Below are 13,912 nucleotides of genomic sequence, written 5' to 3'. Positions count from 1 at the left end.
GTTCCACGGCTCGAGCTACCACGCGACCGGCATCGTGCGCGGCCCGCGCACGATCATCCGGGTCTTCCACTCGATCTCACCTGCCCGCCGCAGCCGCGGCATCTTCGCCATCAGCGCGCCGAACGCCTCCTGGAGTTCCAGCCTGGCCAGCTGAGCACCGAGGCAGTGGTGCAGGCCGTGGCCGAACCCGAGATGCCGGTTGTCCGCCCGGTCGAACCGCAGCACCTCCGGTTCGTCGAACCGGAGCGAGTCGTAGTTGGCCGACCCCACCGAGGCCAGCACCGGCTCACCCGCGCGGACGAGGACCCCGCCGACCTCGACATCCTCGGTGGCGTAGCGGGCGAAAGCCGCGCCGATCCCGAGCGGAACGTAGCGCAGCAACTCCTCTACCGCCGCCGGGATGCGCTCCGGAGCGGCACACAACTCGGCGTACCGCTCGGGCTGTTCGGTCAGCGCGTAGGCGAAATTGGCGATCTGGGTCGCGGTGGTCTCGTGGCCGCCGACCAGGATGGCGATGGAGACGTCGATCAGTTCCTGTTCGGAAAGCCGGTCGTGCAGGTCCCGCGCCTCGATCAGCGCCGTGATCAGGTCGTCGGCGGGTGTGGCGCGGCGCTTCGCGGCGTGTGCCCCGATGTACGCGCGCAGTTCTTCGCGGTTGGCCTGGTACTCCTCGGCGGTCAGTGAACTCGTGGACAGCAACGCGTCGCTCCACACCTGGAACCGGGGACGATCGTCCGACGGAACGCCGAGCAGTTCGCAGATCACCGCGACGGGCAGCGGCAGCGCGAAGTTCTCCACCAGATCGGCGGGAGATCCGCCGGCGATCATCCCGTCGAGCAACGCGTCCGCGAGTGAGCGCACTCTCGGCCGCAGCGATTCGACCCTGCGCACGGTGAAGGCCTTGGCCACCAGCGTGCGCAGCCTGGTGTGATCGGGCGGGTCCTGATCGAGGAACCCGGCTCCGACCTGGCCAGGAGTGGCTCTCGGTTCGTCTCGCCCGGTCGCGGCCGCCCTGCTGAATCTGCGATCGCCGAGCACGAACCGGACGTCGGCGTACCGGGTGGCCAGCCACGCGGGCTCGCCGTACGGCAGCCGCACCCGCACCATCCCCTCGCGGGACCGGGCCTCGGCGTAGGCGGGATCCATGGTCAGCCCTCGCGGGCTGTTGAACGGGTAGCTGACGACGTCGGCAGTGGTCATGGCCGGGAACTCCCTTGATCGGCGGGAATTGCGCGAGCGACCTTTCGAACGTAGGGAGGTCCCCGTCGAGCGTCAACGGGCCAAGCGGGTGCCCGTGGCGGCCACCGATGTATCCACAAAGGACAGCTAGCGGAGGCCGTCGAGGATCACCGACAGCTTGGCCAGCAGCGACTCTCCCAAGGGCGCGGGCGTTTCCTGGCGAAGCCAGCGCCCCAGGGTGCACAGATAGCTGTCGAAGATGACCTCCGCGGCCAGCTCCGGGTCCACGGCGCGGTCGAATTCGCCGTGCTCCTGACCGAGCCGGATGCTTTCGGCGAACGCGTCCGGCGGGGGTTCGCCGACCATCATGTCCATGCTGATCGCGAGGGTGGCGGCGAGCGTGTCCCGGAGGTGCCGGTCGTCCTCGTTGAACCCGGCCAGTGCGCGCAGGTAGGCGGCGAGCTGCTCGGCGGCGGGAGCCTGCCGGAAGGCGGTCTCGGTCATCAGCTCCCGCAGGCGTTCGCGCCGGTGCTCGACCCACGCCTTGACGAAGTCTTCCTTGCGGGGGAAGTAGTTGAACGCGGTCTGGCGCGCGACGTCGGCGCGCTGGGCGATCTCGTCGTAGGTCGTGGCGTCGAAACCCCGGGCGGCGAACAACTCCAGCGCTGCCGTGTACAGCCGTTGCCGGGTCTGCTGTTTGCGGCGTTCGAGCCTGCCCCCACCGGGCGTGGATGTCGCACTCACCCGCCGAACCCTACCTTTCCTGTCCCGCGTCACAGTCGGTTGTGTACTTGAGTATAAGTTTGTACTCTAGTACAAGACACCGGAACAGAAGGAGAAACCCATGAAGGTTCCGTATCGCACCGGCCTGCACAAGGTCGCGCCCGCGACCTACGCCTATCTGCAGCCCAACGGCTCCTGGGGCTGGAGCAACGCCGGGCTGGTCGTCGACGGCGACGAAGCGCTGCTCGTCGACACCTTGTTCACCGTCGCGCTGACCCGGCAAATGCTCGACGCGGTCGGGCAAGCGCTTCCTGCCGCGAAGATCCGCACCCTGGTCAACACCCACGGCGACGGCGACCACTGGTGGGGCAACCAGCTCCTGCCCGAGGCGAGGATCATCTCCTCGGCCGCGTCCGCCGAGGAGATGCGGCACTCGGGCCCGGAGCCGATGCTGCAGGCCCTCGCCGCCGGCGCGTCGGACCCGGGTATGCGGGGCCTCACGGACCTGTTCGCCCCGTTCGACTTCACCGACGTCACCCCCACCTATCCCGGCGAAACCTTCGACGGGGAACTCGAGGTGAAGGTGGGCACGCGCGCCGTACGCCTGATCGAGGTCGGTCCCGCGCACACCGAAGGCGACGTGCTCGTCCACGTCCCCGGCGAGCGGGTCCTGTTCACCGGGGACATCCTGTTCATCGGCGGCCACCCCGTCGTCCACAGTGGACCGGTCAGTCGCTGGATCCGGGCCTGCGACCTGATTCTCGGCCTGGACGTGGACACCATCGTCCCCGGTCACGGCCCGGTGGCCGGCAAGCCCGAGGTCACCCGGTTCCGCGAGTACCTGCACCGCGTGCTGGACCACGCCGTCGCCGCCCATCAGCGGGGACGGACAGCGCTGGAAGCCGCGCGGGAATTCGACCACCGCGGGTTCGAGGATCTCGACGACCCGGGCAGGCTGGTGCTGAACGTCGGCGCGGTCTACCGCGAACTCAATGGCGACGGCACCCCCGCCGAGCTGGAGCTGATGCCGCAGATGCTCGACGTGACAACGGAAGCACGGTGACGACCATGTCCACTTCGGACACCTCGCCCCGCATCTCCCCCGCACCGCCCGAGGAAATCCGTCCGCTGCTGGGCGGTCTCTTCGGCGGGTTGGACGCCACGGAGGCCCCGGCCGCGGCACACATCACGGCGAATCCCGTGCTCAACATCCTCGCCACCGTCGGCAACCACCCCGGCCTGCTGACCGGGCTGGCCCCGCTGCTCGGGGCGATCAGCACCGGGCTGCTCCCGGCACGCGATCGCGAACTGGTCATCCTGCGCGTCGCCTGGCACACCCAGGCCCGCTACGAATGGGCGCACCACGTGGTGATCGCCGACGGCGCCGGCCTGACCGAGCGGGAGATCGCCCGGATACCCCAAGGGCCCGACGAACCCGGCTGGGGCGACCGCGACGCGGCCTTGCTCCGCGCCGTCGACGAACTGCACGGCCCGGGGGCCGCGGTGTCGGACGAGACCTGGCGGCAGCTCTCGTCCTGCTACGACCACCGGCAACTGCTGGAACTGCTGGCGTTGACCGGCACCTACACGCTGGTGGCCTACGTCCTCAACTCCTGCCGGGTCCCGATCGACGACTGGCTCCGCGATCCGGCCGCCCTGCCCGAGGCCTGATCACCGGGTTCAAGCGAGACCGAATATGCGATCGGCTGTGCGGTGGCCGATCGCGCTCCGCTGCTCGTCGGTCAGCGGTGCGTCGCGCAGGAAGGCCACGGCGGCGGCCGGATCCTCGTACGGGTGGTCGATCGCGAACATGATCTTGTCCGCGCCGGCCGCGCGCAGGGCCAGCCCGAGCACGTCCGGATCGTCGATGCCACTCGTGGTGAGCACGAAGTTGCGCCGGAAGTACTCGCTCGGCGTGAGCGACAGGCGCGGCATCGGCGTGGCCGCCCCTGCCGTCCGCACCGCGAACGCGTGCCGGTTGTCGATCCGCCGCAGCCAGTACGGAATGCCTTCGCCGAGGTGCCCGAGCACGATGGTCAGTCCCGGATGGCGGTCCAGGGTGCCGCTGAGGATGAGCCGCATGGCGTGCAGCCCGGCCTCGGCCTGGTAACCCCAGATCGCCCCCGGCATCCCGTAGTCGCGGTAGGCGGCGAGCATGCCCGGCGCGCGCGGGTGCAGGTAGATCGGCGCCCGGCTCGCCTCGGCCGCCGCCAGCAGCGGCGCGAACTCCGGCTCGTCCAGATACCGCCCGCCGGTGTGCGAGTTGACCATGATGCCGTTGAGTCCGAGCGGACCCATGGCCCGCTCGATCTCGGTGGCCGCGGCGGCCGGATCCTGCGGTGCCACCGTGGCCAGCCCGCCGAATCGGTCCGGACGCCGCCGCACAATCGCGGCCAGCGCGTCGTTGAACTCCCGGGCCAGCGGCACCGCGTCGGCCGCGGGGTAGGGCTGGACCCCTGGCGGGTTGAGGCTGAGCACCGCCATGTCCTGTCCGAGCGCGTCCATCTCCCGCAGCCGGGCATCGAGATCGACGAGCCGGGCGTGGAACTCGGGAGAGTTTTCCACCGTGCGCATCAACTCGATCTCGGTCTCGTCGCCCGGCACGACGTCCAGCCCGTGCGCGACGCGCAGGAACGCCTCCGTGGCCAGGTGCTCTTCGACCGCGACGACCTTCATGCCCGTCGCCCGCCGTCCACCGACAGCGCGATCCCGGTGACGTAGGACGCGGCGTCCGAGCAGAGCCACACCGCGGCCGCCGCGGCCTCCTCCGGCGTGGCCATCCGGCCGAGCGGCGTGATCGCCTCCTGCATCGCGATCATGTCGGTGCCGGCCGCCACCTTCTCGAACCCGGGCGTGCGGGTCGGACCGGGGCAGACGGCGTTGACCCGGATGCCGTCCGGCGCGTAATCGACGGCGGCGGCCTTGGTGAGCCCGACGATGCCGTGTTTCGCTGCCACATAAGCGGGAGCGCGCGGGATCGCGTACAGGCCGCCGTTGGAGGCGACGTTGACGATGGCCCCGCCACCTTTGAGGAGCGGCAGCTCGTACTTCATGCACAGGTAGGTCCCGGCCAGGTTGACATGGACCACGCGCTCGAACTCGTCCAGTGTCATCTCGTCGAGCTGCCGGTGGTGCGAGGCCATACCGGCGTTGTTCACGGCGAAATCGAGGCCGCCGAAGGCTTCGACCGTGCGCTCGATGGCCGATCGCACGGAGTGTTCATCGGCGATGTCGACGGCGATTGCCAGCGCTTCGCCGCCGTTCTTCTCGATCATCTCGACGGTCTCGGCCGCCGTGCTCTCGTCGATGTCGAGCACGGCGACCGCGGCACCTTGCCGGGAGAATCCGATCGCCGCCGCACGCCCGATCCCGCTGCCCGCGCCGGTGACCAGCCCCGCCTTCCGGGTGACGTCACTCATGACAGCGGCTCGTGATTGGCCCAGGCGACCTTGTACGGGTGCCGCGACTGCCAGCGGTCGATGACCTCGTGCAGGCCGGGCGCGGCGAACGCCTTCGCCAGCGTGGCGGTGTCGGCCACGGTGACCTGCACGATCGCGGTCGCGATCAGCGCGGGGATGGCCTCCTCGCCGGGGATGGGCAGGTGCCGCCTGGTCACGACCGATTGGGTGAGGCCGGTGTCGAGCATGACGCGTTCGATGTCCGCGAGGTATTGGTCGAGCGCGCTGTCCGGCAGCGGCTGATCGAAGGAGACGATCATCGTGTGGTTGATCATGTCTCAATTTTTGCCGCGGTAGGCCGTCGGCGTCCAAGACCGATCCGCTCTTCGGCGATAACCTGGAGGCATGGTTGATCTGGAGACCCGCGAGCTGGAGTACTTCCTCGCGGTCGCCGACGAGCTGCACTTCGGCCGGGCCGCCGTCCGGCTCTCGATCGCCCAGCCGGCGCTGTCGAAGGCGATCCGGCGGGTCGAGACCCGGCTCGGCGTCCCGCTGTTCCTCCGTTCCAGCCGCCACGTCGAGCTCACTCCGGCCGGGAAGGCACTGCGGGAACACGGGCGGCACGCGCTCAACGCGGTCAGCGCCGCCGTCCGGAGCGCCCGGCACGCCGGGGACAGCCAGGCCCGCTTGCGGCTCGTGCTCAAACCCGGCGGCGACGCCGGACTGCTGTCCCCGCTGCTGGCCGCGTACGCCCACCAGCCCGACGCGCGCCGGGTGGACATCCTGTTCAGCGGCCCGGCCGACCGCGCCGACTTCCTGCGCGACGGCCGGGCCGACGTCGGCCTGCTGTACGCACCGTTCGACCCGCTCGACGGCCTCGCCCACGAGACACTGCTCACCGAAGGCCGCGTGGCCATCGTCCCCTCCGGCCACCGTCTCGCCGGGCGCGCCTCGATACGTATGTCCGATTTGGACGGTGAGACACTGCCACGCTGGAAAGGCGTCCCTGGCGGCGACGGCACCGGCCCCGAAGTCGTCGACGTGGTCCAACTGCTCCAGCTGATCTCGGTGGGCCGGATGATCGGGGTACTGCCCCGTTCGCTGGTCGAACCGCCGCCCGCCGGCCTGGTCTGCGTCCCGGTCACCGACGCGCCGCCCAGCCGCCTCGTGCTCGCCTGGAACGAGCACGATCGGCGGCCGGTGGTCGCGGCGTTCGTGGCCGCCGCTCTTCAGATGGTCTTGAACCCTTCCATCGCGGTCCGGAGCGCGTCGAGCCTCAGCTCACCGGCCTGACGCTGTCGAGCAGCACGCGCACGTCCTCCTCGGCCGGTGCGGACACGCAGACCGGATCACCGCCGAGCGTCGCCGACACCACGCAGACGAGGTACCTGTCCCCGTGGTCCAGCACCAGGACCCCGAGCACGCCGCGGCCGCCGCCGCACCCGTCGTCCGCGACGGGGAACACGCCGTCGATTTCCACGCCGGGATAGGTCGCCGCCCCGTCATAGGACAGCCGGGACACGCGCTTCGGCGGGCCGTAGTTGACGTGTTCGTCGCGGCGCAGCAGGTTTTTCATGATCTTGTCGCCGAATCGCGTCGCGGTGGCGGCCGCGCTCATCCGCCCCCGGGGCACCTCGGTTTCGCTCAAGGCCGCGCGCCAGCGTATTTCCCCGCCGCATTGATAGCCGAGGAAGGTGTGGACCCCGACCGATTCCGGGATCTCCCGCCGAAGCTGACCGGTCGCGCGATTGAGCCGATCCGGAACGGTGTAGTGGGCGACGACCGAAACCGGCTCGGCCACGATCGGGTGATTTTCGGGCTCCTTGGCGAAATGTGCGGAAACCACCACATCGACGACGACATTCAGCGAGGCCACACCCGCCACCACGGACAGCACCAGCCACCACGGGCGAGGCCCTCTCCTCGATGGCGTGTGCAGGTGAATTCCGCCGAACACCGTACGGGCCTGCGCCGCGGCCTGCGCTTTGCCGCTGAACTGATTACGTGCCGACGCATCGGCGCCGGGCTCGCCGACACCGAATTCGCTGATACCGCGTTCGCTGACAGTGCGTTCGTCGTCCCTCATCGCGCCCCCAGAAGCACCCCTCTGCCGCAAGGACGTCCATTCGGCATCTTCCGTTATACGCGCGGCGCCTGAGAACGCCCTAAGAAATAAAACGTGAAAGGATTTACGAACGGGACAATGTCCACAGTTTTCGCGCCGCGTCCAGGAAAGCCGCCCGTTCCCCGGCGGACAGGTGAGCGAGCAGTTTCTCCTCACCCGCCTGGATCCGGGCCTGCGCCGAGGTGCGCACGCGGTGTCCCGCCTCGGTGATCGCCAGCAGCCGGACGCGCCGGTCGGCCGGGTCGGGATCGCGGCTGATGAACCCGGCCTTCTGGAGCGCTTCCAGCGTGCCGATGATCCGCGTCTTGTCGGCGCCGATGGCCTGCGCGAGCGCCGCCTGCGTGCGCACCGGCCCGCCGTCGAGCGCGCTCAGCACGACATAGCCCCACATGGTCAGCCCGTGCTCGTCGAGAACAGGGGATTCCATTGCGATCAGCGTTCGCAACAACCCGCCGAGCATCGCGGCGAGGTCCGGTCGTCCCTGTTCCGACATACGCCGACGATACCCAGCGGAACCCCGTTGACAGATCATACGCAGGCGCACATCATAAGCACATGCATATCAATGAGCTCCGTGACTTCGACGCCGCCGCGGTGCGGATCAGCGTCGACCTCGTCTCCCAGCTGAAGCCCGCCGACCTGGCCAAACCGACCCCGTGCGCCGCGTGGACCGTGTACGGGCTGGTGGCCCATATGGCCGCCCAGCACCACGGATTCGCCGCCGCCTCCACCGGCGACGGCAGTCCCGACCACTGGAAGCTCGTCTCGCTCGGCGACGACCCGGCGGAGACCTACCGCGCCGCGGCCGACCGCGTCCTCGCCGCGTTCGCCGTCGAGGACCTCGCCGAGCGACGGTTCCCGCTCCCCGAGTTCTCCGCCGAAGCCACCTTCCCGGCGGAACAGGCGCTCAGCTTCCACCTGGTCGACTACGTCGTGCACGCCTGGGACGTCGCCCGCGCGCTGGACCTTCCGGTGAGCTTCCCGTCCGAGGTGCTCGAGGCCGCGCTGGCCGTGGCCCGGATCGTCCCCGACGGGGAGATCAGGCTCGCGCCCGGCGCCGCGTTCGCCCCGATCGTGCCGGCCCCTGGCACGGCCGGTCTCGACGAACTCGTCGCCCTGCTGGGGCGCTCACCCGCGTGGCCGGTGGCCGCGGCGGCGTGAATCCCGTGCGCTGGTCCCGCGCGATCAGCGCCCGGCGCCCGCGGTGAACCGGATGCGCACCTCGGCGCCCCGCCAGGCGTCCGGGACACCGGGACCCGCCGGGCAGTAGTGCCAGCTGGGGTGGTTGGAGGTCGCGAAGGTGCGGTGGCAGCAGCACGGGGTGACGCGCCACCAGCCGAGCCGGATCACGTGCAGCCGCACGGCCGAGGCAGAGGGCGCGCCGGTGGCCACCACCGCCCGCGCCCTGGTCACGATTTCCTCGATCGTGCTCCCGCGCACGAGCAGCTGCCCGCGTGCTTCGAGATGATTGGTCACCCATTCGACCGGGCCGAGGCGCGGGTCGCCGGCTGTTACGGTTCTCGGCTGCACGGGATTCTCGCTTCCCCTCGTCGCCAAGTCCCCTGCGGACCGTCTGTCACGACGGTCTTCCTTGATGCAGCCCCGCATGTCGACGGTACCGCGCTCGGTGGTCCCGCAGAGCCGGCCGTGCCCGAGTGTTGCCCGATCGTGGCACGCGGAACCCTGCCGCGCCGCCGATCGGCCCACGACGAACGACTGTCCGAAGTAGACGGCGAACGCCGTTCCGGCTCTCGTCCGCGTCAGCCCCGGCGAGCCCGCAGACGTGCCGAGAGCAGCATCGTGAACCCGCTGAGCAGCAGGAAAAGCATGCCGAGGGCCAGGTCACCGAGCGGCGTGCCGGTCGAAGCCAGCGGCGGCGTCCCCGGTCCCGTCGGCGGGGTGCCGGGCGGCGGGGGTTTCGGCGTGGTGACCGGGGTGTCGGTCGTGCAGCCCGGCTCGCCTCCGGTGACGCAGTTCGTCCCCTGACTCGGGGAGACCACCACGTTGCGGAGGTGGCGTTCCCCGGTGAGCCCGGTCCTGACGGTGATCGAGTAGGTGATCCTGACGGTCTGGCCGACCTCCAGCCGTCCGTGCCAGGCCAGGCGCGAGCCGCTCTGCTCGACGACACCGCCCGTGGCCTTCGCGTCCTGGTTGTAGACGGCGTCGTCGAGGACGTCGGTGAGGTCGTCGACGAAGGCGGCGTCCAGGTAGACGACGCTGCCGGTGTTGACGACGTCGACCGTGTAGGTGACCTTGTCCCCCGGCTTCGCGGTCGCCGACGGCGTCCGCTTCACGATGGTCATCGCGCGAACCGGGGTTTCGGTGCCACAGGCGGGATCCTCGGCACGGGCGGTCTTCGGTGGCGGGCAGTTGGTGTTGTCGGGGCTGGTGACGGCGTTGCGCAGGATCTTGTCGCCGCGCGGCGGGTTCCCGGCCGTCACCGAATAGGTGACAACGATTTCGGCCCCGGCCGCGACCGTGCCGGTCCAGTGCAGGCGCGGACGCTGGTAGGTGACCGATCCGCCGGTGGCCTTCGCGTCGTCGTTGTAGGTGGCGTCGTCCAGGACGCCCGTCAGATCGTCGGTGAAGGACGCGGCCGGCTGCGGCGCCTCGCCGACGTTGCGCACCCTTACCGTGTAAGTGATCTTCCCGCCGGGCACGGCGGTCTTCGGGTCGGCGGTCTTGGTGATCCGCAGCTGCGGCTTCGGCAGCACCACCCGGCAGTCCGGATCGGCAGAGCCTTCGGTGCAGTTCGATCCCGTACCCGAGACCACATTGGTGAGCCGGTGGTCACCGGCGTTCGTGACCGTGACGGAGTAGGTGATGGTCGCCTTGGCGCCCTTGGCCAGGTCCCCGGTCCAGCTCAAGTTCGGCCGGGCGAACGTGACGACGCCCGAGTCCGCGCGCGCGTCGTCGCCGTAAGTCGCGTCGTCGAGGACGCCGGAGAGGTCATCGGTGAACGAGGCGCCGGGATAGGCGGCCTCACCGGTGTTCTCCACCGTGACCGTGTACGTGACCTTGTCCCCGGTCTTGATTTCCTCGGGGGTGGCTCGCTTCGTGATCTTCAACGCCGGGAGCGGTGTCTCGGTCCCGCACGCGGGGTCCGGGCTTCCCGGCGGACAGTTCGTGTCCTCCGTACCGGTGACCGCGTTCTTGAGCTTCTTGTCGCCTCGGGGTGGATTGCCGACCGTGACGGTGTAGGTGATCGTGACCGCCGAACCGGCCTCGACGTCCCCGGTCCAGACGAGGTTCGGCGCACGGTAGCTGACCGATCCGCCGGTGGCCTTCGCGTCGTCGTTGTACGTCGCGTCGTCCAGAACGCCGGTCAGGTCGTCGGTGACCGATGCGCCGGGGTAGTCCGCCGCGCCGGGGTTGGACACCGTGACGGAATAGGTGACGACCTCGCCCGGCTTCGGATTCGCCGGGCTCGCGGCCTTCTTGATCTCCAGCTGCGCGAGTTGCGTGACCACACGGCATTCCGGGCGGTTGGAACCCGGAGGGCAGGTCGAGTCGGGCGGTCCGGTGACGACGTTGCCGAGCCGGTGGTCGCCGCGCGGCGGGGTGTCCACGGTGACCGAGTAGGTGATCGTGACCGTGGCGCCCGCGGGCAGGTCGTGCGTCCAGCTCAGGACCGGCCGCGCGTAGCTCACTGTGCCGCCGGTGGCCCGCACGTCGTCGTTGTAGGTCGCGTCGTCGAGCACCCCGGACAGATCGTCCGAGAACCGCGCGCCGCGATAGGTGCCGGTGCCGGGGTTGTGCGCGGTCACCGTGTAGGTGACCTTCTCGCCGGGCTTCGCGACGTCCGGAGAGGCCGTCTTGGTCAGCCGCAGTTCCCCGATCCGGGTGTCGGTGGTGCAGGCCGGGTCGGTGCTGCCAGGCGGGCAGGGCGAGCCCTCCGGCCCGGTCACCGCGTTGCGCAGCCGATGGTCCCCGGCGGGTGGCGAACCGACCGTGACCGAATACGTCACCGTCACGGTGGCGCCCTTCGCGAGGTCGCCAGTCCAGTGGAAGCGCTGGGCCGCAGCGTCGAACGACGTCGTGCCCGAGGTGGCCGTGGCGTCGTTGTTCCACGTCGCGTCGTCGAGGACGCCGGAAAGGTCGTCGGTGAACGACGCGCCGGGATAGGGCGCCTCACCGGTGTTCCGCACCGTCACCGTGTAAGTGACCTTCTCGCCCGGCTTGGCGTCGGCCTTGTCCACGGTCTTCTTGATATCGAGGGCGGGAACCTGTGTCTCGGTCACGCAGGCGGGATCGGTCGGGTCCGCGCAGTTCGTGCCCGGTGGGCTGGTGACCGCGTTGCGCAGCACGTGATCTCCGCGCGGGGGCGCGTTCACCTTGACGGTGTAGGTGATCGTCACGGTCCGCCCGGCGGGGACGTCGCCGGTCCAGATCAGTTTCGCGGTGCCCTGGTCGTAGCCGGGCTGGGTGGGCGCGGTGGCACCGCCGATCCTGGCGACGGCGTCGTTGCCGTACGTGGCGTCGTCGACCACGCCGCTCAGGTCGTCGGACAGGGTGACCCCGGATGCCGTGGTGGCGCCGACGTTCTCGGCGGTGATCGTGTACGTGACGGTGTCCCCTGGCTTCACCGTGTCCGGTGCGGCCGTTTTCCGGATCACCAGGCCGGAGATCGGTTCGTCGGTGGTACAGGCCGGATCCGTGCTGTCGCGGCCGCAGTTCGAGCCGTCCGGGCCGACCACGCGGTTGACCAGGCGCCGGTTCCCGGCGGGCGGATCGCCGACCGTGACGGTGTAGGTGATGGTGACCGTGGCGCCCTTCGGAACGTCGCCGGTCCAGCGCAGCTTGCGGCCCGCCGCGTCGTAGGACACCACCCCGGTGGAGGTTCCGTCTGCTTTGTGAGCGCGGGCGTCGTTGTTGTACGCGGCGTCATCGACCACATCGGACAGATCGTCGGTGACCACCGCGCCGGTCCAGTCGGCTTCGCCGTCGTTCGTCGCGGTGATGGTGTACGAGACGACGCTGCCGGGGCCGGGGTTGGCGGGTGACGCGTGCTTCGCGATCTTCAGCGCGGCGATCGGTACCACGGACCAGCAGGCCGGATCCTTCGTCGCCTGCTCGCAGTTGCTCTCCGGCACGGTCACGACGTTCCGCAGGCTTTTGTCCCCTGTGGACGGAGACTTCACGGTCACCGAGTACGTCATGGTCACCGAGGCGCCGGGCGCGATTTCGCCCGCCCAGTTCAGTTTCTTCCCCGCGCTGTCGTAGCTCGGCTGCGACGGCGTCGGCGACCCGCCGGTCGTGGTCGCCGCGTCGGAATTGTAGGTGGCGTCGTCGAGGACCCCGGACAGATCGTCGGTGAGCCGGGCATCCGGGGCGGGGCCGTCGCCCTCGTTGGTCACCGTCACCGTGTACCGCACGGTGTCCCCCGGTTTCGCGGTCCGCGGGCTCGCGGTCTTGCGCACGACGAGTTTCGAGGTCAGGTTCGGCGCGATCGAGCAGCTGGCCAGGTCGGTGATCGGCCAGGAACCCCCTGCCTCCGAGGTGATCCGCCCGACCTGGTTGTTCTGCGCGTTGCCGCCGGGGACCAGCACCGACGCCCCGGTCCGCGGGTCCACTTTGTACAGTGCGCCGCCGTAGTACCCGAGGTAGATCGAGCCGTGGTGATACGCCATCCCGTAGTTGTTGAAGCCGTTGGACGAACCGGGGCCGGTCACGTGGACGGCCTGCGTCGTGGTGCCGGTCGCCGGGTCCAGCCGGTAGATGTAGGTCGAACCGCCGTAGCTGATGCCGTAGTAGGCGCCACCCTGGTCGTCGACGAACAGATCCGGCACGATCGACCCGCCGAGGAAGACGGGATCATTCGCGGGCACCGGGGTCAGGTTGGCGCCCCGGGTCCAGATCGTGGTGTTCCCGCTCGCCAGGTCCATCCCGAACAGTTTCGGCACGCCGCCGTTCTGCGCGCCGAACAGCATTCCGGTGTTCGGATCCTCGGTGATCCCGCCCCAGTTCGCTCCGGCGGGCAGGTCCCGCGTCGCGCCACCGGCGATCACGTCGGTGACGCTGTCGGTTCCGGAAACGTGTTTGTACAACTTGCGGTTGGCCGAGGTGTAGTTCGAGTAGAACGCGGCGGCCCGCCCGGTGTCGGGATCCTTCCCGAGCGCCATGTTGGTGGACCAGTAGTCCGGCGGGCCAGGGCCGGTCCGCTTGCTGATCACCGTGTTCTCGATGGTCGCGGCACCGGCGGCGTCGTTGCGGAACTGCATCCCGGAGCGGTAGTTGCTGTAGTACAGGTGATCGCAGTCGAAAGTGGACGGACTGTGCTCACCCTCGACCGGCCACGAGGACTGCGCGGCGGCGGGCGCGGCACCACCCACCAGCACGGCGGAAATCGCCACGGCCGCGGCGACGACCTGGATCGCGATCCCGCGGGGCACGGAAATATCGCGGCGGCGTCCGGGGCTCATATTTCCGCCAGTGCACGCCGCTTCTCCATGATCGCATCAAAGCAACGCGCACCATTCCGGACAAC

General features: G+C 69.8%; 13 protein-coding genes. 4 read left to right on the top strand and 9 right to left on the bottom strand.

The window, feature by feature from the left end:
• Positions 1-15: 15 nt before the first annotated feature.
• Complete coding sequence (locus tag ACFWX1_RS33905) at positions 16-1,200, bottom strand: cytochrome P450 (protein WP_378393843.1); 1,185 nt, start codon at positions 1,198-1,200, stop codon at positions 16-18.
• Between the two features lie 126 nt (positions 1,201-1,326).
• Complete coding sequence (locus ACFWX1_RS33900) at positions 1,327-1,923, bottom strand: TetR/AcrR family transcriptional regulator (protein WP_378393842.1); 597 nt, start codon at positions 1,921-1,923, stop codon at positions 1,327-1,329.
• Between the two features lie 100 nt (positions 1,924-2,023).
• On the opposite strand from ACFWX1_RS33900, the gene ACFWX1_RS33895 reads away from it, so the two are divergent.
• Complete coding sequence (locus tag ACFWX1_RS33895; protein ID WP_378393841.1) at positions 2,024-2,965, top strand: MBL fold metallo-hydrolase; 942 nt, start codon at positions 2,024-2,026, stop codon at positions 2,963-2,965.
• 5 nt (positions 2,966-2,970) lie between these two features.
• Positions 2,971-3,573, top strand: a complete 603-nt coding sequence (locus ACFWX1_RS33890; protein WP_378393840.1) for a carboxymuconolactone decarboxylase family protein — start codon at positions 2,971-2,973, stop codon at positions 3,571-3,573.
• Between the two features lie 9 nt (positions 3,574-3,582).
• On the opposite strand, the gene ACFWX1_RS33885 is transcribed toward ACFWX1_RS33890, so the two are convergent.
• Genes ACFWX1_RS33885 through ACFWX1_RS33875 form a run of 3 tightly spaced genes read right to left on the bottom strand, consistent with a single transcriptional unit; the run spans position 3,583 to position 5,635 of the window.
• Positions 3,583-4,578: an amidohydrolase family protein gene (locus ACFWX1_RS33885; RefSeq protein ID WP_378393839.1), complete on the bottom strand. Its 996-nt coding sequence runs from the start codon at positions 4,576-4,578 to the stop codon at positions 3,583-3,585.
• Positions 4,575-5,321, bottom strand: coding sequence for an SDR family NAD(P)-dependent oxidoreductase (locus ACFWX1_RS33880; RefSeq protein ID WP_378393838.1), 747 nt, complete (start codon positions 5,319-5,321; stop codon positions 4,575-4,577). Before ACFWX1_RS33880 ends, ACFWX1_RS33885 begins: the two co-directional genes overlap by 4 nt.
• Entirely contained in the window at positions 5,318-5,635 is a 318-nt protein-coding gene (locus ACFWX1_RS33875; protein ID WP_378393837.1) for a hypothetical protein, read from the bottom strand. The genes ACFWX1_RS33880 and ACFWX1_RS33875 overlap by 4 nt, the downstream gene beginning before the upstream one ends.
• 70 nt (positions 5,636-5,705) lie before the next feature.
• On the opposite strand from ACFWX1_RS33875, the gene ACFWX1_RS33870 reads away from it, so the two are divergent.
• Positions 5,706-6,593 carry a LysR family transcriptional regulator gene (locus ACFWX1_RS33870; RefSeq protein ID WP_378393836.1) on the top strand — a complete coding sequence of 296 codons (888 nt, stop codon included), beginning with the start codon at positions 5,706-5,708 and terminating at the stop codon, positions 6,591-6,593.
• On the opposite strand, the gene ACFWX1_RS33865 is transcribed toward ACFWX1_RS33870, so the two are convergent.
• The gene (locus ACFWX1_RS33865; protein WP_378393835.1) at positions 6,577-7,386 is read right to left on the bottom strand and encodes a hypothetical protein; all 810 of its coding nucleotides are present in this window, start codon (positions 7,384-7,386) and stop codon (positions 6,577-6,579) included. The two genes, ACFWX1_RS33870 and ACFWX1_RS33865, sit on opposite strands and share 17 nt — an antisense overlap.
• Positions 7,387-7,489: 103 nt before the next feature.
• Positions 7,490-7,918: a MarR family winged helix-turn-helix transcriptional regulator gene (locus ACFWX1_RS33860; RefSeq protein ID WP_378393834.1), complete on the bottom strand. Its 429-nt coding sequence runs from the start codon at positions 7,916-7,918 to the stop codon at positions 7,490-7,492.
• Positions 7,919-7,980: 62 nt separating this feature from the next.
• Between ACFWX1_RS33860 and ACFWX1_RS33855 the strand changes: the two genes are divergently transcribed.
• Positions 7,981-8,586 carry a TIGR03086 family metal-binding protein gene (locus tag ACFWX1_RS33855; RefSeq protein WP_378393833.1) on the top strand — a complete coding sequence of 202 codons (606 nt, stop codon included), beginning with the start codon at positions 7,981-7,983 and terminating at the stop codon, positions 8,584-8,586.
• A gap of 24 nt (positions 8,587-8,610) precedes the next feature.
• Here ACFWX1_RS33855 and ACFWX1_RS33850 read toward each other — a convergent pair whose 3' ends face one another.
• Complete coding sequence (locus ACFWX1_RS33850) at positions 8,611-8,955, bottom strand: hypothetical protein (RefSeq protein ID WP_378393832.1); 345 nt, start codon at positions 8,953-8,955, stop codon at positions 8,611-8,613.
• Positions 8,956-9,185: 230 nt separating this feature from the next.
• Positions 9,186-13,847: an internalin gene (locus ACFWX1_RS33845; protein ID WP_378393831.1), complete on the bottom strand. Its 4,662-nt coding sequence runs from the start codon at positions 13,845-13,847 to the stop codon at positions 9,186-9,188.
• Positions 13,848-13,912 lie beyond the last annotated feature (65 nt).

This window comes from Amycolatopsis sp. NPDC059021 (assembly GCF_042739895.1).
Lineage (GTDB): Bacteria > Actinomycetota > Actinomycetes > Mycobacteriales > Pseudonocardiaceae > Amycolatopsis.
Note: the sequence above shows the minus strand (reverse complement) of the source record. Positions and strands in the feature narration are given on the sequence as shown.

Coding starts and splice junctions, on each gene's coding strand:
- ACFWX1_RS33905 (WP_378393843.1), bottom strand. CDS start 1,200: ATGACCACTGCCGACGTCGTCAGCTACCCGTTCAACAGCCCGCGAGGG.
- ACFWX1_RS33895 (WP_378393841.1), top strand. CDS start 2,024: ATGAAGGTTCCGTATCGCACCGGCCTGCACAAGGTCGCGCCCGCGACC.
- ACFWX1_RS33890 (WP_378393840.1), top strand. CDS start 2,971: ATGTCCACTTCGGACACCTCGCCCCGCATCTCCCCCGCACCGCCCGAG.
- ACFWX1_RS33885 (WP_378393839.1), bottom strand. CDS start 4,578: ATGAAGGTCGTCGCGGTCGAAGAGCACCTGGCCACGGAGGCGTTCCTG.
- ACFWX1_RS33880 (WP_378393838.1), bottom strand. CDS start 5,321: ATGAGTGACGTCACCCGGAAGGCGGGGCTGGTCACCGGCGCGGGCAGC.
- ACFWX1_RS33875 (WP_378393837.1), bottom strand. CDS start 5,635: ATGATCAACCACACGATGATCGTCTCCTTCGATCAGCCGCTGCCGGAC.
- ACFWX1_RS33870 (WP_378393836.1), top strand. CDS start 5,706: ATGGTTGATCTGGAGACCCGCGAGCTGGAGTACTTCCTCGCGGTCGCC.
- ACFWX1_RS33865 (WP_378393835.1), bottom strand. CDS start 7,386: ATGAGGGACGACGAACGCACTGTCAGCGAACGCGGTATCAGCGAATTC.
- ACFWX1_RS33860 (WP_378393834.1), bottom strand. CDS start 7,918: ATGTCGGAACAGGGACGACCGGACCTCGCCGCGATGCTCGGCGGGTTG.
- ACFWX1_RS33855 (WP_378393833.1), top strand. CDS start 7,981: ATGCATATCAATGAGCTCCGTGACTTCGACGCCGCCGCGGTGCGGATC.
- ACFWX1_RS33845 (WP_378393831.1), bottom strand. CDS start 13,847: ATGAGCCCCGGACGCCGCCGCGATATTTCCGTGCCCCGCGGGATCGCG.